A 23,477-nucleotide genomic window follows, 5' to 3' on the forward strand; every position below is an offset into this window, starting at 1 on the left:
GGTTCAAAGCGGATAGGCGGGCGCTGCGCCCTTGACGGTCAACCACTGCCACTGGGTGAACTCTTCCAGGTTCGCCGGGCCGCCGATGCTGCTGCCGTTGCCGGAGGCGCCGACGCCGCCGAACGGATTGACCACCTCGTCGTTGACGGTCTGGTCGTTGATGTGCAGCAGGCCGGTGCGCAACTGCTCGCCCAGCGCCATTGCGCGGCCGACGTCGGCCGACAGCACCGCCATCGACAGCCCGTACTCGGTGTCGTTGGCCAGGGCGACGGCCTCGGCATCGGTGTCGAACGGCACCACCACCGCCACCGGAGCGAAGATCTCCTCGCGGAAGGCCGGGTTGTCGGGGGTGACGTCGCTGAGCACGGTGGGCTCGAAGAACAGGTCGCGGTAGCCGCCGCCGGCGGCGACGGTGGCACCGGCCTCGCGCGCGGCCGCGACCAGGCGCGCGGCGTGATCGCGCTGGGTCGCATCGATCAACGGGCCGAGCGCGACCTCGCCGCTGGCCGGGTCGCCGACGCTCAGGCTCCTGGCCTTGGCCGCCAGCCGCTCGACGAACTGCGGGTAGAGTGCGCGCTGCACCAGCACGCGGCCGGCGGACATGCAGATCTGGCCCTGGTGCAGATACGCGCCCCAGGCGGTGTTGGCGATCGCCAGATCCAGGTCGGCATCGTCGAGCACGATCAGCGAGTTCTTGCCGCCCAGTTCCAGCGACACCTTCTTCAGATGACGGCTGGCCGCCTCGCCGACCTTGCGCCCGGCCGCGGTGGAACCGGTGAACTGGATCATCGCCACGTGCGGATCGGCGGTCAGTGCGGCGCCGGCGCCGCCATCGCCGGGCAGCACGTGCAGCACGCCGGCCGGCAGGCCGGCCAGTTCGAACAGCCGCGCGATGACCGCGCCGCCGCAGATCGCGGTGCGCGGATCGGGCTTGAGCACCACCGCGTTGCCCAGGGCCAGCGCCGGCGCCACCGCGCGCATGGCCAGGTAAAGCGGGAAGTTGAAGGGCGCGATGACCCCGACCACGCCGAGCGGACGCCGCCGCGCCAGGCTCAGCCGCCCGGGCGTGGATGGCAGCACCTCGCCGGCGCTGCGCGACGGCAGCGCCGCCGCCTCGTGCAGCGCCGTCGCGCACAGGGTCGCCTCGAAGCCTGCCTTGCCCTGGGTGGAACCGCTCTCGCGCACCAGCCAATCGGCGATCTCCTGCTGGAACCGCTCGGCCAGTTGCGCGGCCTGGCGCAGTACCTGCGCGCGTTGCGCATACGGCGCCGCGGCCCAGCCGCGTTGCGCCTGCGCAGCGGCGGCGGCCGAGACCGCGACCTGCGCCGGGCCAGCCAGGCCGACGCGGCCGAGCTGCTCTCCGCTGGCCGGCGCGATCGCCTCCGCGCTCTCGGTGGCGGCCTGCCACTGACCGGTGAAAAGCGCTCCGTGCCAGAAATCGTGCTGCAGCAAAAGCGTATCGTTCATGCGGGTGTTCTCCTGGGAATCGGGGTTGCCGGTCATGCCAGTCGCGCGCTCAGGAAGGCGGCGGCATGTTCGATGGCGCGCACGGCGGCCGGCAGCACGCCGGCCATTTCGACGAAGCCGTGCACCATGCCCGGCAGTTCGACGTACTCCACCGCCACCCCGGCCGTGCGCAGGGCATCGGCGTAGTGGCGGCCGTCGTCGCGCAGCACGTCGCAGGCGGCGGTGTAGATCAAGGCCGGTGGCAGTCCGCGCAGATCGGCCGCGCGCAGCGGCGACAGCCGGCTGTCGCTGGGGTCGTACTCGGCCACGAACGGCGCCGACATCGCCTGCATCACCGCCAGCGTCAGCGGCGGCACATGCGCGTTCTCGTGGCGCGCCGCAAAGTCCTGCGATGCCGGCGACAGATCCGTACTCGGATAGAACAGCGCCTGCGCGCGCAGCGCCACCGCACTGCCGCGCAACTGCTGACAGGCCACCGCCGCCAGACTGCCGCCGGCGCTGTCGCCGGCCACGGCCAGGCGGCCGGCATCCAGGCCCAGCTCGCCGGCGTGCGCCGCCAGCCAGGCGATCGCCGCGACCACGTCCTGCGGGCCGGCCGGGGCCGGATGTTCCGGCGCCAGCCGGTAGTCCACCGCCACCACCGCGCACGCGGCCGCCTGCGCCAGGCGCCGGCAGACCGGATCGTGGGTGTCCAGATCGCCGGCACTCCAGCCGCCGCCGTGCAGATAGACGATGGCCGCGGTGGCCTGCGGCGCGCTGACCGGCCGATACAGGCGCAGCGGGATCGGACCGGCCGGCCCCGTGGCGATCAGCGCACGGACCTCGGCCACCGGCAACGGCGTGCCGCCGAGCAGCGCGCCGATCTGACCGTAGGCCTGGCGCAGCTGCGGGATCGGCAGGGTCTCCAGCGGGGGCGCGCCGCTGGCGGCCATGCCTTGCAACACCGCCAGCACGTCCGGCGCCAGCCGCGAAGGGTCGAAGAGAGGGGACTGCATGGCGTTCGCTCCAGGAAAGGACAGAGGTGAGGACACGGGGGTCAGTGGGCGCCGCCGGTGCGTGGCGACAGGCCGCGGCGACGCGCGCACGGCGGGCCGGGCGGGTGGATCATCCCTGGTCGCCGCCGCCCACCGGCAGCACCGTCCCGGTGATGTAGGAAGCCTCGTCCGAGGCCAGGAACAGGATCGCCGCGGCCTGCTCGTCGAGCGTGCCGTAGCGTTTCATCAGGCTCGATTCCACGGTCTGCGCGACAATCTGCTGATACCAGGCCTGCGCCTGCGCGCTCTGCGCATCGGCATTGCGCGGCACCCGCCGCGGCGGCGCCTCGGTACCGCCCGGGGCGACCGCGTTGACGCGGATGCCATGCGCGGCGTGCTCGAACGCCAGGCACGCGGTCAGCGCGTTGACCCCGCCCTTGGCCGCGCCGTACGGCACGCGATGGATGCTGCGGGTGGCGATGGAGGAGACGTTGACGATCGCCCCACCGCCCTGCGCGATCATGTACGGCAGCGCCGCGCGGCATCCCCACAGCGCCGGGAACAACGAGCGCCGCACCTCGGCCTCGATCTGCGCCGGGGTGTATTCCTGGTACGGCTGCGCCCAGATGGTGCCGCCGACGTTGTTCACCAGCACGTCGATGCGGCCCATCTGCGCCTGCGCGAACTGCATCGCCCGCGCGTTCTCCTCGTAGTGTTCCAGGTCGGCCACCAGCGTGGCGACTTCGGCCGGCGCCAGTGCCTGGGACAGTTCGGCGACATGGGCGGCGCGGTCCACCAGCACCAGCCGTGCGCCCTCGGCGGCGGCACGCTCGGCCACGCGCAGGCCGATGCCCTGCGCCGCGCCGGTGACCACCACCACCTTGCCGGCGAAACGCGCGCTCATGCGGCCCGTTCCTGCACCGGCGCCACGGCGCTGGGGGTGAACTTCTCGTAGTGGAAGGCGGCCGGAACCAGCCCGATGCCGGAAAAATGCGTGCGCACCGCTTCGACCATCGGCGGCGGTCCGCACAGGTACACGTCCACGTCGCCGCCGTGCAGGGCGTGCGCAGGCAGGTGCTCGGTGACGTAGCCGGTGCGCGGATGCGCCGCCGCCGGATCGACCACGCAGGTATCGAACGTGAACCAGTCGGCCTGCTCGGCCAGCGCCTGCAGGCGCTCCAGCAGCACCAGGTCGGCGCCGCGGGTCACGCCGTACATCAGATGCACCGGATGCGCGCAGCCGCTGGCCTGCAATTGCGCCAGCATCGACAGGAACGGCGCCAGGCCGGTGCCGCCGGCCAGCAACAGCAGCGGCCGGGTGATCTCGCGCAGGTAGAAGCTGCCCAGCGGGCCGTTGAGGTCCAGGACCTGTCCCGGCGTGGCCGCGTCCAGGTAGGCGCTCATCAGGCCGCCGGGGACGCGCCGGATCAGGAAGGTCAGCGTGGACGCACCCGGCGCGGAACTGAAGGAATACGCGCGCAACTGGCCGCTGCCGGGCACGGCGATGTTGACGTACTGGCCGGGCAGGAAGGCCGGCGCCGGGCCGATCGTCTCCAGGGTCAGTTCCAGCGCGGCGTCGGCATGCGCGACCACCGCCGCCACCGTGGCCTGGAAGTGCACGCTCCCGGTCTTGCAGGCGAGCGAGGTCGCCGGCACCGCCACGGCGCAGTCCGACTGCGGCCGCATCTGGCAGGTCAGGACCATGCCGGCGGCGGCTTCATCGGCGCTGAGCGCGTCCTCGATGTAGTCCTCGCCCAGATCGTAGCGCCCACGTTCGGCGCGGCACTTGCAGGTGCCGCACACGCCGTCGGCGCAATCCATCGGCAGGTTGATGCGCTGGCGGAAGGCGGCGTCGAGCACCGTCTCGCCGTCGTTGCAGTCGATGAAGCGGGTGATGCCGTCTTCGAAATTCAGCGCGATGCGATAGGACATGGCGGTTGCTCGCAGGTGCGTGCCGATCAGACGTGGTAGACGTCGACGACCTGGCGGATGTAATCGTTCTTCAGCACGATGGTCTTGCGCGCGATGCGCAGCGCGTCGTCCTGCCGGCGCAGGGTCAGCGTCACCGTGCCGAAGAATTGGTCGGTGACCTTGTAGCGATGGCTGAGCGTGTGGAAATTGTGCCGCACCTCGATGTCCTGCCCGTGCTCGGACAGCACCTCGATGTTGCTCAGGTTGTGGCTGGTGCGCGGCTCCGGCGTGGAGGCGCCGGAGCGCTCGGTCTTGATCCGGAACACGCGGTCTTCCAGCCCGGAGCGATCGGCGTAGTAGATCAGCGAGATCTGCGACTGCGGATCGTCGGTGAGGCGGTCGTCGTCGTCCCAGGCCGGCATCCAGTACACCGCGTCCTCGGCGTACAGGGTCAGCCACTCGTCCCACTGGCGGTCGTCGAGCAGGCGCGCCTCGCGGTACAGGAAGGCGCAGATGGTCTGGTAGTCGGTGCTCATGCCGTACCCTCGCGTTCGCGTGCGATCGCCTCGCGCATCGCCTCCGCCCAGTACGCGTGCTGGCGCACGAACAGGCCTTCGTCCTCGCTGCGCTCGCCCGACAGCAGCGGCGCCAGTCCCATCCGCCGCGCATTCTCGTCGGGGCCGTCGATCCACAACGGCGCGCCGCGGCTGAGATCGTTCCACGGCGCCGCGCCGGCGGCGTAGCCGGCCTGGCACGCGCGGAACTCCTCCAGGTCGTCGGCGGTGCCCATCCCCGAGACGTTGAAGAAATCCTCGTACTGGCGGATGCGCAGCGCACGGTCGCGCGCGCTTTCGCCCTTGGGCGCGAAGCAGAAGATGCTGACCTCGGTCTTGTCCACGTCCAGCGGCCTGACCACGCGGATCTGCGTGGAGAACTGGTCCATCAGGAACAGGTTCGGATACAGACACAGGTTGCGCGTCTGCTCGACGATGAACGCGGCGCGGTCGGCGCCCAGGCGCTGCGCCAGTTCCTCGCGCTGCGCGTACACCGGGCGCACTTCCGGGTTCATGGTCTTGGTCCACAGCAGGATGTGGCCGTTCTCGAAGCCGTACACGCCGGCGACGCTCTTGCTCCAGCTGCCGGCATCGACCGCCGGGGTGCCTTCCTGCTTGCGCCGGCTCATGGTGGCGGCGTAATTCCAGTGCACGGTGCTGACGTGGTAGCCGTCGCAGCCGTTCTCCATCTGCAGCTTCCAGTTGCCGTCGTAGACATAGGACGAGTTGCCGCGCAGCACTTCCAGCCCCTGCGGCGCCTGATCGACGATCTGGTCGATGATGATCCGGGTCTGCCCCAGGAACTCGTGCAGTGGCGCCACGTCCTCGCGCAGGCTGCCGAACAGGAAGCCGCGGTAGCTCTCGAAGCGCGGCACGCGCTTGAGATCGTGGCTGCCGTCCTGGCCGAACTGCGGCGGGTACTGGGTGGTCTTCTCGTCCTTGACCTTGAGCAGCTTGCCGGTATTGGAGAAGGTCCAGCCATGGAACGGACAGGTGAAGCTGCCCTTGTTGCCGTGCTTGCGCCGGCACAGCATCGCGCCGCGATGCGCGCAGGCGTTGATGACCGCGTGCAGTTCGCCGTGCTTGTCGCGGGTGATCACCACCGGCTGACGGCCGATGTAGGTGCTGTAGTAGTCGTTCGGCGCGGGGATCTGGCTCTCGTGCGCCAGATAGATCCAGTTGCCCTCGAAGATGTGCTTCATCTCCAGCTCGAACAGGTCGGCGTTGGTGAAGATGTCGCGGCGGCAGCGGAACCTGCCTTCGGCATGGTCGTCCTGCACGGCGCTGGCGAGCAGGTCGTCGAGCGCGGTCGCTTTGTCGATGACGGCGGACATGTGGCGTTGTCTCCTGGGGGAAGGCGGCGGCCGTGCGCGGCGGCAGGCCGCCGCGACGACGACGGACGCGGTTGGCGCAGCAGACGCCTAGGCGGCGGCGCGCCGGCGCAGCGGGTTGGCCTGGTTGTCGACGCCGTCGACAAGCGCGGTGAGGCGGAAGTCGAAATGGATCTCGGCGAACGGACCGTCCACGCCATTGGCGGCGATGCTGGCCGCGTCGCTGTGCTCGACGATCGCCGGCACCAGGCCGTCACGGGTGGCGTAGGCGAAGTCGTCGTTGACCAGCGGGTCGCCGGCGATGTTGATCTGCGTGGTCAGCTTGCGGTGGCCGTCGGCGCCGACGAAGAAGTGGATGTGCGCCGGACGCTGGCCATGGCGGCCGAGCGCGAACAGCAGGCGTTCGGTCGGGCTGCCCGGCGGCACGCCGTAGCCCTTGGGCACGATGCTCTGGAAACGGTACTGGCCGTTGTCGTCGGCGACGATGGTGCGGCGCATGTTGAACGGCGCCTGCTTGCCGGTGGGATCGAAGTGCGAATAGAAACCGCGCGTGTCGCAGTGCCACACCTCCACCGTGGCGCCGGGCAGCGGGCGGCCGTCGGCGGCGTACACGGTGCCGTGCATGATCAGGGTATGGCCGTTTTCGTCGCTGCCGTCGTCGAGCCGGGCGAAGCCGTGCGCCACCGGCGCACCGGCCACGTACAGCGGCCCTTCGATGGTGCGCGGGGTCGGATTGTCGATGCCCAGTTCGGCGTCGATGGCGTCCAGGCGCAGGTCCAGGAAGTGGTCAACGCCCAGCCCGGGCGAGATCAGCCCGGCCTGACCGGCCGCACCCAGGTCGTTGAGCCAGGCGACGGCGGTCCAGTATTCGTCGGGGGTGACGTTCAGGTCGTCGATGGCCTTGAACAGGTCCGACAACAACCGGTGCATGATCTGCTTCGCCCGTGCGTCGCCGCCGGCCTGGTCCAAACCGCAGACCGACCGCAGAAATGCCTGCACGTTCGCAGTCTCGAAAATCTTGACGCTCATCGTATGGTCCCTTCTTTGCTCATGGTGGCGTTGGCTGCCTTGAGACGTTCCCCTCCCCAGGGAAGCGTCGTTGCTTCGGTTCTAGCGATCGTCCTCGTACAGCGAGGACGGGTGCCGGCACAGCGGCGTGACGGCGATACGCATGTAGGGAAACAGCGGCAGCGACAGCAGCAGGGCGTGCAACTGGGTGTTGTCGGCCACGTCGAAGATGCTGACGTTGGCGTATTGCCCGACCACCCGCCAGATGTGCCGCCACTGGCCGCTGCGCTGCAGTTCCTGGAAACGCGCCTTTTCCTGCGCCTTGAGTTGCTCGGCGCGCTCGGGCGGCATGTCGCCGGGCAGGTTCACTTCCATGGTCACGTGGAACAGCATGGTCATGGCTCCTGGCTGGGCGCGACCGGCACCGCCACGCGGCGGCGGTCGCGACGGAAGGCATCCACCCGCGCCTCGTCCAGGGCGATGCCCAGGCCCGGCGCGCGCGGTACGTGCAGATGGAAATCCTCGTAGCGCAGCGGCTCGGCGAGGATCTCTTCGGTCAGCAGCAGCGGCCCGAACAGTTCGGTGCCCCACTGCAGATGGGGGAAGGTGGCGAAGACATGGGCCGAGGCGATGCTGCCGATCGCCCCTTCCAGCATCGTGCCGCCGTACAGGCCGATGCCGGCGGCATCGGCGATCGCGGCGACCTTCTGCGCGGCGAACAGGCCGCCGGATTGTTCGATCTTCACCGCGAACACGTCGGCGGCGCCCTGCTGGGCGGCCTGGAACGCGCTGTCCGGGCCGTTGAGCATCTCATCGGCCATCAGCGCGATCGGGAAGCGCCGCATCAGCCGCCGCATCGCCGCCAGCGACGCCACCGGCTGTTCGACCAGTTCGCAGCCGGCGTCGGCCAGCGCCGGCAGCGCGCGCACCGCCTCGGTCTCGCTCCAGGCCATGTTGACGTCCACCCGCACCGCGCCGCGCGCCCCCAACGCGCGCTTGATCGCCGCCACGTGGGCCACGTCCTCGGCGACGCTGCGCGTGCCGATCTTCAGCTTGAACACGTTGTGCCGGCGCTCGGCGAGCATGCGTTCGGCCTCGGCGATGTCGCGTTCGGTGTCGCCGGAGGCCAGCGTCCACGCCACCGGCAGGCGATCGCGCAGGCGCCCGCCCAGCAGCTCGGACACCGGCAGGCCGAGCCGCTGGCCGTGGGCGTCGAGCAGCGCGGTCTCGATCGCGCACTTGGCGAAATGGTTGCCCTTGACCAGGCCGCCGATCCGCTGCATCAGCGCCTGCACCGCGCAGGCATCGGCCCCGACCAGCAGCGGCGCGATGTAGCGGTCGATCGTCAACTGCATGCCTTCCGGGCTCTCCGCGCCGTAGGCCAGACCGGCGATCGTGGTGCCCTCGCCCAGCCCGACCACGCCGTCGCTGCAATGCAGGCGCACCAGCATCAGGGTCTGCCCGCGCATCGTCGCCATCGACAGGCGATGCGGGCGGATCGTGGGCAGGTCGAGCAGCAGCGTCTCGACGCGTTCGACGGTGGCGGTGGTGGGGTGCGGTGACATGGCGCCGATTCTTGGCCCGGCACGGCACTGCCGTCCAAGACTGAATGCAGCACCATTTCATACCCTGAAGATATAGTATGGCGGGAAACCTAGACGTTCATGATTTGCTGCAGCACAGCATACTTTGAATGTCATGTAACTTTCCGCCACAGCGAGCGTCTATGGATCTGCGTCAACTCCGCTACTTCGTGGCCGTCGCCCGCGAACGCAACTTCACCCGTGCCGCAGAAATCCTGCATATCGCGCAACCGCCGCTGAGCCGGCAGATCCAGCAGATCGAGCAGCAACTGGGCGTGCCGCTGCTGGTACGGCGCAGCCGCCCGCTGCGTCTCACCGACGCCGGACGGCTGTTCTACGAGGAAGCGCTGCAGGTGCTGGGCCGGGTCGAGCAGATGACCGAGGCCGCGCGCCGGCTCGGCCGCAGCGAGCGCCGCGTGGCCTCGATCGGCTTCGTCGCCTCCACCCTGTACGGCGGTCTGCCCACGGTGGTGCGGCGCCTGCGGCAGGCGCGACCGGACCTGGAAGTGCGCCTGGTCGAGCTGATGTCCAGCCAGCAGGTGGAAGCGCTGAAGGAAGGCCGCATCGACCTGGGCTTCGGCCGCGTGCGCAGCAGCGACCAGCATGTCGAACGCCTGGTCCTGCGCGAGGAGCGCCTGGTCGCGGCGATCCCGATGGAACACCCGCTGGCCGCGGAGGACGCGCCGCTGCCGCCGGCGGCGCTGGCCGGGCAACGGCTGCTGCTCTATCCCAGCCATCCGCGCCCCAGCTTCGCCGATCAGGTGCTGTCGCTGCTGCAGGATCACGGCGCGCATCCCAGCGAACTGCAGGAGGTGCGCGAGCTGCAGACCGCGCTGGGCCTGGTCGCGGCCGAGAGCGGGATCTGCCTGATCCCGGCCTCGGCGCGGTCGATGCGCAGCGACCTGCATTACCGCCTGATCGACGACGAACACGCCACCTCGCCGATCATCATGAGTTATCGCCGCAACGACGACTCCGGCCTGGTGGAACTGACCAAGCAACTGATCCGCGAGATGTATGCCGAGCATCCGCCGTGGCTGGACGTGTCCTACAACCGCTGGAACGCACCGTAACCCCGGCCACCGGCGCCTATCCGGCATACACTGGCCGCCGCGCGCGGCCCCGTGCCCACGCGCGCCGCCCCTTCGCCGCCGCCGACGCCATGCCTCCCACCTCGCTTGCCCCCGCCTCCGACGACCCGATCGCCCTGACCCGCCGATGGCTGGAGCGCGCGGTGATCGGGCTGAACCTGTGTCCGTTCGCCAAGGCGGTGTACGTCAAGCAGCAGATCCGCTACGTGCTCAGCGACGCCAGTACCCCCGAGGCGCTGCTCGAACAACTGGCCGAAGAACTGGTGCTGCTGCGCGATACCCCGGCCGAGCAGATCGACACCACGCTGATCGTGCACCCGGACGTGCTGCAGGACTTCCTGGACTACAACGACTTCCTCGACAACGCCGACGCCGCGGTCGAGGCGCTGGACCTGCAGGGCGTGCTGCAGGTGGCCAGTTTCCATCCGCAGTACCAGTTCGCCGGCACCGCGCCGGACGATATCGGCAACTACACCAACCGCGCGCCCTACCCCACCCTGCACCTGCTGCGCGAGGACAGCGTGGAACGCGCAGTGGCCGCATTCCCGGACGCGGACGTGATCGTCGAGCGCAATCTGCAGACCCTGGAGAAGCTGGGGCTGGAGGGCTGGAAGCGGGCGGTTGGGGAGCGGGATTCGTGATTGGGGATTCGGGATTCGTAGAAGCGGGATTTGCGACGGTGCGTGGCGCCACGCGCTTTTGCCAATCCCCAATCCCGACTCCCTAATCCCGGCCCTCGAACAGCACCGCCACGTCCGCCGCGTCCAGCACCCGCCACTGGCCGGAAGGCAGATCGTCCAGGCCGAAGCCGCCGATGCGGCTGCGGTGCAGCGCGGCCACGTGGTTGCCGACGGCGGCGAACATGCGCCGCACCTGGTGGTAGCGGCCTTCGTGCAGGGCCACACGCACCTGCCGCGGCCCCAGCGTCTCCAGTTGCACCGGCAGCAGCGGCGTGGTCTCGCCGTCGAGCATCAGCGTGCCGCTGGCGAACTGCGCGGCCTCGTCGCCGCGCAGATCCTCGGCCAGGGTGGCCTTGTAGACCTTGGCCAGCCGCGCCTTGGGCGAGACGATGCGATGCAGCAGCGCACCGTCGTCGGTCATCAGCAGCAGACCGCTGGTGTCGCGGTCCAGCCGCCCCACCGTGGACAGCAGCGGCGAGCGCAGGCGGAAGCGCGGCGGCAGCAGGTCGTAGACGATGCGTCCCGGATCCTTGGTCGAGCAGGTGTAGCCGACCGGCTTGTGCAGCGCCAGGATCAGCCCGGGCGGCGGGTCCAGCGGCTCGCCGTCGACCCGGATCGCCGCGTGCGGCACCTGGTCGTCGGCATACAGCACCTCGCCCTCGGCGTCGGTGATGCGGCCCTCGCGGAACATCAGCGCCACCTGCTTGCGGCTGCCGTAGCCCAGGTTGGCCAGGTGCTTGACCAGTTTCATCGGCGCGCTCCGGCACGGCTGCGCACCGCGTGGATCAGCTTGAAGCCGTCGCGGGTGGCGAGTACCTCGGTCTCCCCGAAGCTGGCGTCGAGCACCGCCTCGTAGGGCAAATGCCGGTTGGCGACCAGGAACAGCCGCCCGCCGGGCGCCAGCGCCTGCGCCGCCACCGCGATGAAGCGCCGGCCGATGTCCGGCCGCTCCATCCGCCCCGGCGCATGGAACGGCGGATTGCTGACGATGACGTCGTACTGCCCCGGCAGTCCGGTGGTCACGTCGTGCCAGTGGAAACCCAGCGTCGGGACGGCCGGTGCCTGCGCCAGATTCGCGCGCGCCAGCGCCAGCGCGCGCGCGTCGGCCTCGAACAGGTCCAGCGCGGTCAGTTGCGGGCAGCGCGCCAGCAGTTCGGCCGACAGGTAGCCGTAGCCGGCGCCGAGATCGGCGGCACGGCCGCGCAGGTCGGCGGGCAGGTGCTCGGCCAGCAGCGCCGAGGCCGGGTCGATGCGATCCCAGGCGAACACGCCCGGGCGGCTGCGGAAGCGACCGTCGAGAATCGGCCGCACCGCATCCAGCGTCGCCCAGCGCTGCTGCAGCGCGGCGTCGTGGCCGCCCTGCAGCGGCGCGGTCCAGTACACGCGGCAGTGGTGCTTGGTCAGCTTGCCGCCGAGTCCAGCCAATTGCTGCAGGTCGTCCTCGCCGGAGCGCGCGCCCTCGTTGTTGGCCTGGCAGGCCACCACGATGCCGCCCGGCGCGGCCAGCGCCACGGCGCGCGCCAGCAGCGCCCGCGCTTCCTCGCGCTGGCGCGGCGGCAGCACCAGCACCAGCGCGTAGCCGCCGGTGTCGGCGGCGCCGTCCTGCTCGGCGCGCACGGTCCAGCCGCCCTGCTGCAGCGCGCTGGCGAACGGCCGGTAGTCCTGCTCGCAGACCAGTTGCGGCGGCTGCGCGTGCTGGCGCAGCGCCCAGCCGTCGCGGGCGCGCAGGAACAGCAACTTGCCGGCAGGCCAGCGCAGCACGCCCTGGGCGAACGGCAGGAACAGGGTGTCGAGGGGGGCGTCTTGCGCAGCCGGCATCGGGCGTGAGTCATCGGAACAGGGACGCGCATTCTACCGGCAGTGCGCAGCGACCCCGGTTTTGCGCGAATCCAACGCATCATTGATGTTTCGGCAACATCGCCGCGCCTAGGCTGCAAGGCACCCAATGACCGGAGAGGCAGCATGCGCGCAGTGTTCATCGGCGGCGTCGTCGACAACAGCGAAGTGGACCTGGATGGCAGCCAGCCGCCGTTGCACTACCCGGAGAACACCGGCACCGGGCGTCCGCGCTACCGCCTGCACCAGCGCGGCGCACGCGACGACGGCAGCGTGGTCTATGCCGTCTATGCCGCCCCGGAACTGGGCGACACCGAAGTGGAGCGCGTCTTCAACGAACGCGGCTACGCCCGCCGCTTCGGTGTGGAACCGGCGCCTGTGGAGCACTGACGCCGGGCTTCCGGCTCGGTCAATCAAACCTGCAGGAGCGGCGTCGGCCGCGACCAGGTCGTGCCAGGCCATCCCGGTCGCGGCCGACGCCGCTCCTGCACGCGTTAGCAGAGATGCATTTGCCCTCGTGCCCACTCGCGCGATTTTCGATTGCAGCAAACAAGGCCGGCTTCCAGGAAGCGGCTGCGGTCGTGGTTTTCCTGTAAGACCCGTCGAGGCTGAAGCCGCTCCTATGGGTGCCTGCGCATGTTTTTCGAAGCACGCGGCCGCGCAATGAGATGCGCGCTGCAGCAGCCCTGGGGGCACGCGCCACACCGCCGCAGTGGTCCTTTGTAGGAACGGCCTAAGCCGCGATCGGGCTTCACCATGAAGCCCACGTCGCAGCCATCAATCCCGCATCGCGACCATGAACCCCGCGCCGCGGCCGAAGCCGCTTCTACGATCGATGCGGAAACACGCGACTCACCACGCCGCTTACTTGCCCGGCTTCGGCGTCACCCGCCACACCACATTGCCAACGTCGTCGGCGACCAGCAGCGCGCCCGGCTTGTCCACCGCCACGCCGACCGGGCGGCCCTGCGCACGGCCCTCGGCGTCGAGGAAGCCGGTCAGCACGTCCTGCGGTTTGCCGCTGGGCTTGCCGTTGGCGAAGGGCACGTAGATCACCTTGTAGCCCGACGGCGGGTCGCGGTTCCAGGAGCCGTGCTGGCCGATGAAGGCGCCGCCGCGATAGGGCTGCGGCAGCAGCGCACCTTCGTAGAAGGCCAGGCCCAGCGAGGCGGTATGCGCGCCCAGCGCGTAGTCCGGCTTGATCGCGCTGGCCACCATCTCCGGGTTCTGCGGCTGCACGCGCTCATCCACGTGCTGGCCGTAGTAGCTGTACGGCCAGCCGTAGAAACCGCCCTCGCGCACCGAGGTCAGATAATCCGGCACCAGGTCGCTGCCGATCTCGTCGCGTTCGTTGACCACGGTCCACAGCGTGTCGGTGCCGGGCTGCCAGGCCAGGCCGACCGGATTGCGCAGGCCGCTGGCGAACACGCGGGTGGCGCCGCTGGCGGCGTCCACTTCCAGGATCGCGGCGCGGTTGAGTTCCTGCTCCATGCCATTCTCGGCGACGTTGCTGTTGGAGCCGACGCCCACGTACAGCTTCTTGCCGTCGCGGCTGGCCAGCAGGCTCTTGGTCCAGTGGTGGTTGATGCCGCCGGGCAGGTTGGCGACGAAGCTGGGCGCGGCGGTGATCTGGGTGTCGCCGTCCTTGTACGGGAAGCTGACCAGGGCATCGGCATTGGCGATGTAAAGACGGTCGCCGACCAGGGCCATGCCGAACGGCGAATACAGGCCCTTGAGGAACTGCGTGCGCACTTCGGCGACGCCATCACCGTCGGCGTCGCGCAGCAGGGTGATGCGGTTGGCGCTGGGCACGGCGGCGCCGGCCTTGGCCATCATCGCGCCCTGGATCTTGTCGCGCAGGCCGCTGCTCTCCTTTTCCGGTGCCGGCGGCTCGGCGGTCTCGGCGACCAGCACGTCGCCGTTGGGCAGCACATACAGCCAGCGCGGATGGTCCAGGTCGCGGGCGAAGGCCTGCACCGCCAGGTCGGCGGCCGGCATCGGCGCGGCGCCATCGGCCCAGCGCTTGACCTCGGCGACCTTGACCGTGGGGATCATGCGCTTGACCGGATCGGGCAACACCGGATCCGGCCCCATGCCCTCCTCGATGGAGTGCTTGGCGGTGTCGCCGCAGGCGGCGAGCAGGGCGGCACTGAGCGCACACAACACCCAACGGGCGCGAATCGGCGAAGACATGGCCATGTGTCTTGGATATCCGGGAACACGGGGGAACGCCGATGATGCACAGCCCCGACGCGAAAAAAGTGAAAGATGCGTCAAGAGGCGTCGCCGCGCGGATCGGTCTCCCAGGGCCGCGCCGGCAACTGACGCACGCTGCGGATTTCGTCCAGCCACAGGTAGCGGTGCCGGGCCGGATCGTCGAGGTCGTCGATGCGCACCTGCGCATTGCTGCCCTCGTTGCCATCGGCGTCGCGGAACTGCTGGATGCTGGGCCGGACCGACACGGTGCCGAAGCACACGCTGCCGTCGTGCAATTCGATGCGCACATGCGCCTGCCCGGGCAGTTGCAGGATCAACGCTTCCAGCGCATGGATCTGCGCCTGGTCGGTGTGGATACGCTCGGCAAACTGGGTCATCGGCGGACTCCTGAGGGGGAACCGCAGCACCCTAACGCCGGCCGCGTGAGCCGGCGGGCAAGACCGCGCTAACGCTGCCGCGCGAAGCGCACCGCCGAGACCAACTGCGCCACGCTGTACGGCTTGGCCAGGTGTTCCTGGAAGCCGGACTGCAGCGCGCGCTGGCGATCGTCGGCACGCGCCAGCGCAGTCACCGCGACCGCCGGCAGTTCGTCCGCGCCCAGGCCCATGTTCTCGCGCACGGTGCGGATCAGCCCGTAGCCATCCATGCCCGGCATGCCGATGTCGGTGACCATCACGTCGATCGCCGCATGGCCGCCGCCGTCGAGCACCTCCAGCGCCTCGCTGGCCGAGCCCACCGCGACCACCTCCGCGCCCTGCTCCTCGAGCAGGCGCCGCAGGTAGTCGAGCATGTCCGGCTGGTCCTCCACCGCCAACAGGCGCACGCCCTTGAGCGAATACGCCTCGACCACCTGTTCGGCCATCGCGAACGCGCGCACTTCGCGCAGCGGGCGCGAGCCCGGCGCATCGCGGTGCAGCGGCAGGCGCACGGTGAAGACCGAGCCGCAGCCGCGACCTTCGCTGGCCGCACTGATCTGGCCGCCATGCATTTCCACCAGCTGCTGCACGATCGCCAGGCCCAGGCCGAGGCCGCCGTGCAGACGCGTGGTGGTGCTGTCGGCCTGGCGGAAGCGGCCGAACAGGTGCGGTAGGAATTCCGGCGGAATGCCGTCGCCGGAATCGCGCACCGCCACGCTGACGTGCTCGCCATCGTCGTCGAGCGCGATCGCCAGGGCGATGCGCCCGTGCGCGGGCGTGAACTTGATCGCGTTGGACAACAGGTTCCAGAACACCTGCTGCAGGCGCGTGGCGTCGCCCAGCACCATGCACGGCTGCGAAGGCGCCTGCAGGGTCAGCGCCTGGTCCTTGCCTTCGGCCACCGGCTCCTGCGCGCGCATCGCCTCGCGCACCTGTTCGGCCAGGTCCAGCGCCTCCACTTCCAACTGCACCTTGCCCAGCAGCATGCTGCTGAGATCGAGCATGTCCGAGATCAGCCGCTGCTGCGCGCGCGCGCTGCTGGCGATCACCGACAGGCCCTTGCTGCTCGGGTCGCCCGGCGGCAGCCGCTGCAGCAGCAGGTCGCTCCAGCCGAGGATGGTGGTGAGCGGCGTGCGCAGTTCGTGCGACAGCGTCGCCAGGAATTCGTCCTTCAGCCGTGCCATGCTCTCGGCGGCGTTGCGTGCGCTGCGCTCGGATTCCAGCAGTTGCTCGCGCGCCAGTTCGATGTCGCGGCGTTCGGTGACGTCCGGACTGCTGCCGGCCAGGCCGATGAACTGGCCCTCGGCGGAATAGCGCGGCACCGCGGTCATTTCCACCCAGCGCCACTCGCCGTCGTGGCGGCGCGCGCGCACCAGCGCGCGCAGGTTGCGCTGGTCGTGCAGCGCGTTGCGCAATTCGTAGGCGAACACGCCCACGTCTTCCGGATGCAGCACGTCGCCCCAACCCGGGCGCGCAGCATCGGTGTCCAGATCGATGCCGAAGAATTCGGCATAGGCGGTGTTGGTGAAGCGCATTTCGCCCTGGGCGTCCAGCACCCACACCGGCATCGGCAGGCCCTCGGCCAGCGCGCTGAAGCGCGCCTCGCTCTCGGCCAGGTCGCGCTCCATCCGCTTGCGCTCGGTGATGTCGAGGAACTGCACGGCGACCTGGCGCAGTTCCGGCGCGCCGACGCGGAACGAATCCACTGCCCACCAGCGGTCCAGCGCAGTCGCGAAGTTCTCGAACTTGTCCGGACGACCTGTCAACGCGACGGCGCCGTAGCGCTGGAACCAGTGCTCCTCGTGGGTCGGCGAGATCTCGCGCATGCGCCGCCCGACCACATCGCGCAGGCCGGTCTCGCGCTCGAAGGCCGGATTGACCTGCAGGAACACGTAATCGACCGCGCGCTCGCCCTCGAACAGCATCTGGATCACGCAGAAGCCGGAATCGATCTTGTCGAAGATCTCGCGGTACTGCAGGTCCGTCGCCTGCGCGAACGAGGAAGCGGTGGAGTCTGGACTGGCATGCATGACGGACTAGCTCTGGAAGCGGCCTACGGCAACGGATGAAGACGGTGCCCGGCATACGCGGCGCAACGACGATGCGCCAGGAGCGGCAAGGCGTAAACCCCCATCTTGTTAAGCCACTCCGCCGCCGTCAAGCCAGCGCCTGTGCTGCGCCTGCCCGAACGATGTCACCAGAAGAACGCGATCACCAGCACGATGCCCAGCAACGACAGGCCGATGCCGGCGAGCACCATCCACTGGGTGAGGCGCGCGCTGCGCAAGGCCTGCTCTTCCAGCCAACGCTCGGCTTCCTCGCGCCACGGCGGCGGCGAAGAGGATTCCAGCAACTGCTGCACGCGTGCCGGCCCCAGCTGCCGGCATTGCCGGCGGCATTCTTCGGGAACCACGGATCGCTCGGGTGCGCTGACGACGGACATGACAACGTTCCTGAATTGCTCAGCCGAGCGTGAAACGAGGCGCGTCGCCGGCGAGTTCGTGCTCCACCGCCATCCGCGCCAGGCGGGTGTAGTTGGCGCGCGGGCCGGCACCGCGGCCGACAATCAGGCCCAGGTACTCCAGGCCGGTCCACACCCGCGCCTTCCACTCCACGCCGTCTTCGGCCAGCACCAGGGTCAGCGTGTAGCGGAAGCTCTGCCCCTGCGGGCTGCGGTAGTGGTAGCTGGGCGGGAACTGCACGGCCACGTCCTGCGCCTCGCCGAGCGAGACCAGGTAGCGCCGCAGCAGATGGCGCACGTCGTCGCCGGGGTTGAGGCGCAACTGCCGCGCCGCCTCGTCCAGGTTGGCCTGGTGCTCGACGAACGCGGCCGCACCGCTGGCCGGGCTGTGCCCATGCCGCTTGGCCCAGTCGATGAACTGCAGGCGCACATCGCTGCCGGTGTGGGCCTGGTGGAACAGCGGCGTCTTCATGCGATCCCCGTCGTGCTCGAGTGGCGGCCATGCTCCCGCGCGCGCCGTGAAGCAGGCGGCGAGGCGATGTGAGCCGCCCGTCACGCCGGAGCGGATGAATCGGCGGCCAACGGTCGTCGCCGCACGCCTCGCCGCGATTGCGGGCACGCCGGCACAGGCACACACTGGACGCACGCCTCCTGGAGATCCGCCATGAAGATCCGCTATGCCTGGACGGCGCTGGCGCTTGCCTGCCTGTGGGCGGGCGGCGCCTCCGCCGAGATCCGCAACGTCACCGACCCGCAAGCGCCGCGCAGCCTCGTCAGCGACGGCCCGGTGCAGGTGAGCTGGGCCGACCCGTCCACCTTCAGCGAACTGCGGCAGAGCCGCAACCGCTGGGAAGCCGAACGCGGCGACTGGGTGCAGGACCTGGCCGCCTACCTGCAGAAGCAGGCCGCCAAGCAACTGCAGCCCGGGCAGCGCCTGGACATCAAGCTGACCGACATCAAGCGCGCCGGCGACTTCGAGCCGTGGCACGGCCCGAACTGGAACGACGTGCGGGTGATGCGCGACCTGTACCCGCCGCGGATCAGCCTCGACTTCACCCTGTACGGCGCCGACGGCCAAGTGATCGCGCAGGGCCAGCCGAAACTGATGGACCCCAGCTACCTGTACAACAGCTCGGTCGGCCTGAGCACCGATCCGCTGCGCTACGAAAAGCGCATGCTCGACGACTGGCTGCGCCGCCAGTTCCGCAACAAGGACAGCGCAGTCGCCGAGCGCTGAGGCCGCACGCGCGGCGCCGGTATCGCGCCGGCGCCGTCAGCCATTGGCTTACGCGTCGAGATAGACGCGCGGCGCGCGCTTGAGGCCGCACAGCAAGCGGTAGGCGCTGGAACTGCAGCGCCCGGCCAGCGCGTCGATGCGCGGCTGTTCGCCCCACAACTGCACCTCGCTGCCGAGCCCGGCCTGCGGGTGGTCGGTCAGGTCCACGGTCAGCATGTCCATCGACACGCGCCCGATCAGTGCGCCGGGCGCGCCGTCGATCAGCACCGGGGTGCCGTTGGGCGCGAACTGCGGATAGCCGTCGGCATAACCGATCGCCACCACGCCGACCCGGGTCGGACGCGCCGCGACGAAGCGCGCGCCGTAGCCGACCGGCTCGCCCGGCGCGATAGTGCGCACGGAAATGATCCTGGACTGCAGGGTCATCACCGGGCGCAGCTCGCCGGGCAGCGCGGCCGCGGAGGCGAACGGGTCGGCGCCGTACAGCATCAGTCCCGGCCGTCCCCAGTCGTTGCGCAGCTCCGGCCAGCCGAGCAGGGCCGGCGAGTTGCACAGGCTGGTCTCGCCGGCCAGGCCGGCGGTGGCCCGACGGAACACCTCCACCTGCTCGCGGGTGCGCGCGCTATCGAGTTCGTCGGCGCGGGCGAAGTGGCTCATCAGCACCAGCCGCTCGACCTGCGGCAGCGCGCTCAGGCGCGCGTGCGCGGCGCGGAATTCCTCCGGCGCCAGGCCCAGCCGGTGCATGCCGCTGTCCAGCTTCAGCCACAGGCACAGCGGCTGCGGTGCGGCGAAGGCGGCGATCGCCTCCACCTGCCAGGGCGAGGCCACCGCGCACCACAGCCGGTGTTCGGCGACCAGCGGCAGTTCGTCGGCGTCGAAGATGCCTTCCAGCAGCAGGATCGGCGCGGCGATGCCGGCCTGGCGCAATTCCAGCGCCTCCTCGATGCAGGCCACCGCGAAGCCGTCGGCCTCGCCGTCCAGCGCGCGCGCGCAGGCCACCGCGCCGTGCCCGTAGGCATCGGCCTTGACCACCGCCAGCGCCTTGCCGCCGCTCAGCCGGCGGGCCAGGCGGTAGTTGTGGCGCAGCGCGGCGAGATCGATCAATGCACGGGCTGGGCGCACGCGACGGCCTCGGCGACGGACGCGGCGGAACCGCGGGAATAACGGAAGATGTCCAGGCCCTCGCCACTGATCTGCGGCTGCCGCGAGACCATCAGGTCGGCCAGGTAGCGGCCCGAGCCGCAGGCCATGGTCCAGCCCAGCGTGCCGTGGCCGGTGTTGAGGAACAGGTTGCGGTAGCCGGTGGCGCCGACCACCGGCGTGCCGTCCGGGGTGGCCGGGCGCAGCCCGGTCCAGAACTCGGCCGCGGCCAGGTCGCCGCCGCGCGGGTACAGGTCGTTGACCACCTTCTCCAGCGTGGCGCGGCGCCGTGCCGGCCGCGACAGGTCGAAACCGGCCAGTTCGGCCATGCCGCCGACGCGGATGCGCGCGTCGAAGCGGGTGATCGCCACCTTGTAGCTCTCGTCGAGGATGGTGGAGGTGGGCGCCAGCGCCGCGTCGCGGATCGGCAGGGTCAGCGAGTAGCCCTTCAGCGGGTACACCGGCAGGCGGATGCCCAGCGGCGCCAGCAGGCCCGGCGAATAGCTGCCCAGCGCGACCACGTAGCGGTCGGCCCGCTCCACCCGCCCGCCGATGCGCACGCCATCGATGCGGTCGCCATCGGCCTGCAGCGCCTCGATGGTCTCGCCCTGGCGGAACTGCACGCCGGCCGCGGCGGCCATCGCGGCCAGGCGCTGGGTGAACAGGCGGCAGTCGCCGGTCTGGTCGTTGGGCAGGCGCAGCGCGCCGACCAGGGTCGCCGGTGCGTTGGCCAGGGCCGGCTCGACCCGGGCGATGCCGGCACGGTCCAGCAGCTCGTAGGGCACGCCGTACTCGCGCAGCACCTCGATGTCCTTGGCCGCACCGTCCAGTTGCTGCTGGGTGCGGAACAACTGGGTGGTCCCGAGCTGGCGGCCTTCGTAGGCGATGCCGGTCTCGGCACGCAGCTGGTCCAGGCAGTCGCGGCTGTACTCGGACAGGCGCACCATCCGCGCCTTGTTGATGGCGTAGCGCTCGGCGGTGCAGTTGCGCAGCATCTGCGCCAGCCACAGGTACTGCTGCAGATCGGCGGTCGGGGTGATCGCCAGCGGCGCATGGCGCTGGAACAGCCATTTCAGCGCCTTCAGCGGCACCCCGGGCGCCGCCCACGGCGAGGCGTAGCCGGGCGAGACCTGGCCGGCATTGGCATAACTGGTCTCCAGCCCGGCCGCCGGCTGGCGGTCGACCACCGTCACCTCGCAGCCGCTGCGGGCCAGATACCACGCCGTGGCCGTGCCGATCACACCGCTGCCGAGAACCAGAACCCGCATGCGCCTACTCCGTTCGGATCAAATCCCTGGCTGGATGGCGCCAGGGCAGAAGTTCGGTGCAGTATAGGCAGCACAACCCAGGATTTTCCCCTGACTTCTGCCGGCCTGGCAGGCCAAACCCCTGAGACCGCCCCGCATGGCCGCACGCCTCCGCGAACTGGACAAGATCGACCGCAAGATCCTGCGCATCCTGCAGCAGGAAGGGCGCATCTCCTTCACCGAACTGGGCGAGCGGGTGGGCCTGTCCACCACTCCGTGCACCGAGCGGGTGCGCCGACTGGAACGCGACGGCGCCATCACCGGCTACTACGCGCGGCTGGACCCGCATTACCTCAAGGCCAGCCTGCTGGTATTCGTGGAGATCAGCCTGGCCTACAAGTCCGGCGACATCTTCGAGGAGTTCCGCCGCGCCGCGCTGAAGCTGCCCAACGTGCTCGAGTGCCACCTGGTCTCGGGCGACTTCGATTACCTGCTCAAGGCCCGCATCAGCGAGATGGCGTCCTACCGCAAGCTGCTGGGCAGCACCCTGCTGACCCTGCCGCATGTGCGCGAGTCCAAGAGCTACATCGTGATGGAGGAAGTGAAGGAAACGCTCAGCCTGCCGATCGCCGACTGAGCGTTCCGCGCGAGGGCGGGTCAGGAGACCAGCAGCTTCTCGAGGTCGTCGCGCGAGGAATTGGCGTGGTTCTTGGCCAGTTCGGCCACCACCCGCTTCTGGACCTCCTTGTGCAGCAGCGGCCGCAACTGCCCCAGCGTGTGCGGGTCGGCGACCAGCATCAGGTGCTCGACATCGCCGCGCAACGCGTCCTGGTACAGGCGCTCGGCGATCTGACGCACGAACCCGGCTTCATCCATGGTCATCGGCCGGTCGCCGTCCTCCACGCCCTCGATCGGCGTCGGGTTCAGCACTTCGGTCTGCTCCAGCAGCGCGGTCTCGCCGGCCAGATTGACCCGGAACAGGCGCGCGCTGGTGCGGTCGGCGACGACGATCAGGGTGTTGTCGGGAAGCTTGCTCATCGGTTCTCCTGCGAAAACATGGCGCCGCGGCAGTCGCGGCCGGTCCGTCAGTCTAGGAACCGATTCGTGAGGATGGCGGCCACGCGGCATTCGCCGCGCGTTCGCCGCCGGGGCGCAGGCGCTCAGTCCTGGATGCGGACCCCGTCACCGCTGGGCACGGTGTCGTAGTAACGGCCGGTGCGGGTATCCAGCGCGCGGTTCGGCCCCACCTGCATCGCCCCGGGCACCAGCTGGCCGCGGCGGTCGTAGAGGCGGACCGGGCGGCGTGCGGACGGGTCGGCGAGCGCGGCGGCCGCCGGCACCGCCTGGCTGGCCGGGTGCTTGCGCTTGGCCTGCCCCTGCGGCCGGTCGTCCAGGTTGGAGGGGGCTGGCGTCGTCTTGGGAGCGGAGGCCGATGCCGGAGGACGCTCGTCGAGGCGGCTGGCCACCGAGGGCGCCGGCGGCGGCGCGGACTGCAGGGTGTTGGCGTCGCGATTGCCGGCCGGTGCGCCGGGGACTGGCTGGAGACTCTGCGCGGCGGCGAGTGCCGGCACGAGCAGGGCGATGGCAACGCAGGGCAGCAGGCGCTTCACGGTGGCTCCATCGACGGGCCGCAAGAGAGCGTTCCACGCTAGCGCATCGCCAACTCGGCGTCGACGCGGCGCGGCGCGCTTGATCCACCCCGTACAGCCCTCATGTTGTTTTCCCCTCCTCCAGCCACGGGCCCCGCCATGAGCCGATTCGACCTCACGCCTCCTACCGCTGCCGAGCGCGAGCAGTTGATCGGCGGACTGAATGCGGAGGAACGCCGGGTGCTGCTGCAGCACGGCACCGAAGCGCCGTTCTGCGGCGTGTTCCTGGACAACAAGCTGGAGGGCGTCTACACCTGCCGGATGTGCGGGCTGCCGCTGTTCCGCTCCAGCGCCAAGTTCGATTCCGGCACCGGCTGGCCGAGCTTCTTCGCGCCCTACCACCCCGACCACGTGCGCGAGATACGCGACACCAGCCACGGCATGATCCGCACCGAGATCGTCTGCGCCCGCTGCGACAGCCATCTCGGCCATGTGTTTCCGGACGGCCCGCCGCCGAGCGGCGAGCGCCACTGCCTGAATTCGGTGTCGCTGCAGTTCACCGAACAGGGCCAGGCGCTGCCCAACCCGCTGCACCGCAGCGGCGGCGAGACCGAACCGGCCTGATTCCGGCGCAGCCGCGCCGCCACAGGGAGACCACCGGTATGCGTCGAACTCCGTTGCTTCCCCTTTTGCTCCTGCCACTGGCCCTGGCCGCCTGTCAGCGCAGCCCCACCC

25 protein-coding genes and 1 pseudogene are annotated in these 23,477 nt (G+C 70.1%); 6 read left to right on the top strand and 20 right to left on the bottom strand.

The features are described from left to right. Positions 1-3: 3 nt before the first annotated feature. The 9 genes from CEK66_RS08025 to CEK66_RS08065 form a co-directional block, all read right to left on the bottom strand. Positions 4-1,467 carry a benzaldehyde dehydrogenase gene (locus CEK66_RS08025; protein ID WP_152236511.1) on the bottom strand — a complete coding sequence of 488 codons (1,464 nt, stop codon included), beginning with the start codon at positions 1,465-1,467 and terminating at the stop codon, positions 4-6. Positions 1,468-1,499: 32 nt separating this feature from the next. Next, positions 1,500-2,462 (bottom strand): alpha/beta hydrolase, encoded by a 963-nt coding sequence (locus tag CEK66_RS08030; protein WP_152236512.1) that lies wholly within the window; start codon positions 2,460-2,462, stop codon positions 1,500-1,502. Between the two features lie 109 nt (positions 2,463-2,571). After that, positions 2,572-3,345: a 1,6-dihydroxycyclohexa-2,4-diene-1-carboxylate dehydrogenase gene (locus tag CEK66_RS08035; RefSeq protein WP_017908781.1), complete on the bottom strand. Its 774-nt coding sequence runs from the start codon at positions 3,343-3,345 to the stop codon at positions 2,572-2,574. Next, positions 3,342-4,373 (bottom strand): benzoate 1,2-dioxygenase electron transfer component BenC, encoded by a 1,032-nt coding sequence (benC, locus tag CEK66_RS08040; protein WP_043093402.1) that lies wholly within the window; start codon positions 4,371-4,373, stop codon positions 3,342-3,344. Before benC ends, CEK66_RS08035 begins: the two co-directional genes overlap by 4 nt. Positions 4,374-4,399: 26 nt before the next feature. After that, positions 4,400-4,888 (bottom strand): benzoate 1,2-dioxygenase small subunit, encoded by a 489-nt coding sequence (gene benB / locus CEK66_RS08045; protein WP_017908779.1) that lies wholly within the window; start codon positions 4,886-4,888, stop codon positions 4,400-4,402. Beyond that, positions 4,885-6,240 (bottom strand): Rieske 2Fe-2S domain-containing protein, encoded by a 1,356-nt coding sequence (locus CEK66_RS08050; RefSeq protein ID WP_152236513.1) that lies wholly within the window; start codon positions 6,238-6,240, stop codon positions 4,885-4,887. The genes benB and CEK66_RS08050 overlap by 4 nt, the downstream gene beginning before the upstream one ends. Positions 6,241-6,327: 87 nt before the next feature. Then, on the bottom strand, positions 6,328-7,266 hold the full coding sequence (catA, locus tag CEK66_RS08055; RefSeq protein WP_148828004.1) for a catechol 1,2-dioxygenase: 939 nt from the start codon (positions 7,264-7,266) through the stop codon (positions 6,328-6,330). Between the two features lie 81 nt (positions 7,267-7,347). After that, on the bottom strand, positions 7,348-7,638 hold the full coding sequence (gene catC, locus CEK66_RS08060) for a muconolactone Delta-isomerase (RefSeq protein WP_170268170.1): 291 nt from the start codon (positions 7,636-7,638) through the stop codon (positions 7,348-7,350). Between the two features lie 2 nt (positions 7,639-7,640). Beyond that, the gene (locus tag CEK66_RS08065; protein ID WP_148828006.1) at positions 7,641-8,810 is read right to left on the bottom strand and encodes a muconate/chloromuconate family cycloisomerase; all 1,170 of its coding nucleotides are present in this window, start codon (positions 8,808-8,810) and stop codon (positions 7,641-7,643) included. A gap of 161 nt (positions 8,811-8,971) precedes the next feature. Here CEK66_RS08065 and CEK66_RS08070 point away from each other — a divergent pair, with 161 nt between their 5' ends. Next, a complete protein-coding gene (locus CEK66_RS08070) occupies positions 8,972-9,901 on the top strand; it encodes a LysR family transcriptional regulator (RefSeq protein WP_017908774.1) in 930 nt (309 codons plus the stop codon). An 89-nt stretch (positions 9,902-9,990) separates the two neighbouring features. Continuing rightward, positions 9,991-10,560, top strand: coding sequence for a DUF1415 domain-containing protein (locus CEK66_RS08075; RefSeq protein WP_152236515.1), 570 nt, complete (start codon positions 9,991-9,993; stop codon positions 10,558-10,560). Between the two features lie 82 nt (positions 10,561-10,642). Here the strand turns inward: CEK66_RS08075 and CEK66_RS08080 are convergent, their stop codons facing one another. Then, positions 10,643-11,350, bottom strand: coding sequence for a pseudouridine synthase (locus tag CEK66_RS08080; RefSeq protein WP_152236516.1), 708 nt, complete (start codon positions 11,348-11,350; stop codon positions 10,643-10,645). Continuing rightward, the gene (locus tag CEK66_RS08085) at positions 11,347-12,417 is read right to left on the bottom strand and encodes a methyltransferase (protein ID WP_152236518.1); all 1,071 of its coding nucleotides are present in this window, start codon (positions 12,415-12,417) and stop codon (positions 11,347-11,349) included. The genes CEK66_RS08080 and CEK66_RS08085 overlap by 4 nt, the downstream gene beginning before the upstream one ends. Positions 12,418-12,561: 144 nt before the next feature. On the opposite strand from CEK66_RS08085, the gene CEK66_RS08090 reads away from it, so the two are divergent. Continuing rightward, complete coding sequence (locus CEK66_RS08090; RefSeq protein WP_017908770.1) at positions 12,562-12,825, top strand: hypothetical protein; 264 nt, start codon at positions 12,562-12,564, stop codon at positions 12,823-12,825. Positions 12,826-13,299: 474 nt separating this feature from the next. Here the strand turns inward: CEK66_RS08090 and CEK66_RS08095 are convergent, their stop codons facing one another. The 5 genes and pseudogenes from CEK66_RS08095 to CEK66_RS08115 all read right to left on the bottom strand — a co-directional run bounded on the left by CEK66_RS08095 (position 13,300) and on the right by CEK66_RS08115 (position 18,001). Next, complete coding sequence (locus CEK66_RS08095; RefSeq protein WP_193312602.1) at positions 13,300-14,634, bottom strand: sorbosone dehydrogenase family protein; 1,335 nt, start codon at positions 14,632-14,634, stop codon at positions 13,300-13,302. A gap of 74 nt (positions 14,635-14,708) precedes the next feature. Next, the gene (locus CEK66_RS08100) at positions 14,709-15,029 is read right to left on the bottom strand and encodes a DUF3247 family protein (protein ID WP_152236521.1); all 321 of its coding nucleotides are present in this window, start codon (positions 15,027-15,029) and stop codon (positions 14,709-14,711) included. A 68-nt stretch (positions 15,030-15,097) separates the two neighbouring features. Continuing rightward, positions 15,098-17,041, bottom strand: a pseudogene (locus CEK66_RS08105) (ATP-binding protein); the annotation flags it as partial. 221 nt (positions 17,042-17,262) lie between these two features. Continuing rightward, positions 17,263-17,511 carry a hypothetical protein gene (locus tag CEK66_RS08110; RefSeq protein ID WP_148828011.1) on the bottom strand — a complete coding sequence of 83 codons (249 nt, stop codon included), beginning with the start codon at positions 17,509-17,511 and terminating at the stop codon, positions 17,263-17,265. Positions 17,512-17,530: 19 nt separating this feature from the next. Continuing rightward, positions 17,531-18,001 carry a hypothetical protein gene (locus CEK66_RS08115; protein WP_017914945.1) on the bottom strand — a complete coding sequence of 157 codons (471 nt, stop codon included), beginning with the start codon at positions 17,999-18,001 and terminating at the stop codon, positions 17,531-17,533. A gap of 192 nt (positions 18,002-18,193) precedes the next feature. Between CEK66_RS08115 and CEK66_RS08120 the strand changes: the two genes are divergently transcribed. Beyond that, positions 18,194-18,766 carry a DUF3016 domain-containing protein gene (locus tag CEK66_RS08120; RefSeq protein ID WP_150411046.1) on the top strand — a complete coding sequence of 191 codons (573 nt, stop codon included), beginning with the start codon at positions 18,194-18,196 and terminating at the stop codon, positions 18,764-18,766. Between the two features lie 48 nt (positions 18,767-18,814). On the opposite strand, the gene alr is transcribed toward CEK66_RS08120, so the two are convergent. Together alr and CEK66_RS08130 are read right to left on the bottom strand one after the other, a co-directional pair. Beyond that, positions 18,815-19,888, bottom strand: coding sequence for an alanine racemase (gene alr / locus CEK66_RS08125; protein WP_152236525.1), 1,074 nt, complete (start codon positions 19,886-19,888; stop codon positions 18,815-18,817). Beyond that, positions 19,867-21,174, bottom strand: a complete 1,308-nt coding sequence (locus CEK66_RS08130; RefSeq protein ID WP_152236526.1) for a D-amino acid dehydrogenase — start codon at positions 21,172-21,174, stop codon at positions 19,867-19,869. Before CEK66_RS08130 ends, alr begins: the two co-directional genes overlap by 22 nt. Positions 21,175-21,310: 136 nt before the next feature. On the opposite strand from CEK66_RS08130, the gene CEK66_RS08135 reads away from it, so the two are divergent. After that, entirely contained in the window at positions 21,311-21,790 is a 480-nt protein-coding gene (locus CEK66_RS08135) for an Lrp/AsnC ligand binding domain-containing protein (protein ID WP_017908762.1), read from the top strand. Positions 21,791-21,810: 20 nt separating this feature from the next. Here CEK66_RS08135 and CEK66_RS08140 read toward each other — a convergent pair whose 3' ends face one another. Continuing rightward, a complete protein-coding gene (locus CEK66_RS08140; RefSeq protein WP_017914941.1) occupies positions 21,811-22,191 on the bottom strand; it encodes a host attachment protein in 381 nt (126 codons plus the stop codon). A 122-nt stretch (positions 22,192-22,313) separates the two neighbouring features. Continuing rightward, on the bottom strand, positions 22,314-22,787 hold the full coding sequence (locus CEK66_RS08145) for a hypothetical protein (RefSeq protein WP_226978537.1): 474 nt from the start codon (positions 22,785-22,787) through the stop codon (positions 22,314-22,316). A 114-nt stretch (positions 22,788-22,901) separates the two neighbouring features. On the opposite strand from CEK66_RS08145, the gene msrB reads away from it, so the two are divergent. Then, positions 22,902-23,366 (top strand): peptide-methionine (R)-S-oxide reductase MsrB, encoded by a 465-nt coding sequence (msrB, locus tag CEK66_RS08150; protein WP_152236528.1) that lies wholly within the window; start codon positions 22,902-22,904, stop codon positions 23,364-23,366. Positions 23,367-23,477 lie beyond the last annotated feature (111 nt).

The organism is Xanthomonas sp. LMG 12460 (assembly GCF_009192895.1).
In the GTDB taxonomy this organism is placed as follows: domain Bacteria; phylum Pseudomonadota; class Gammaproteobacteria; order Xanthomonadales; family Xanthomonadaceae; genus Xanthomonas_A; species Xanthomonas_A sontii.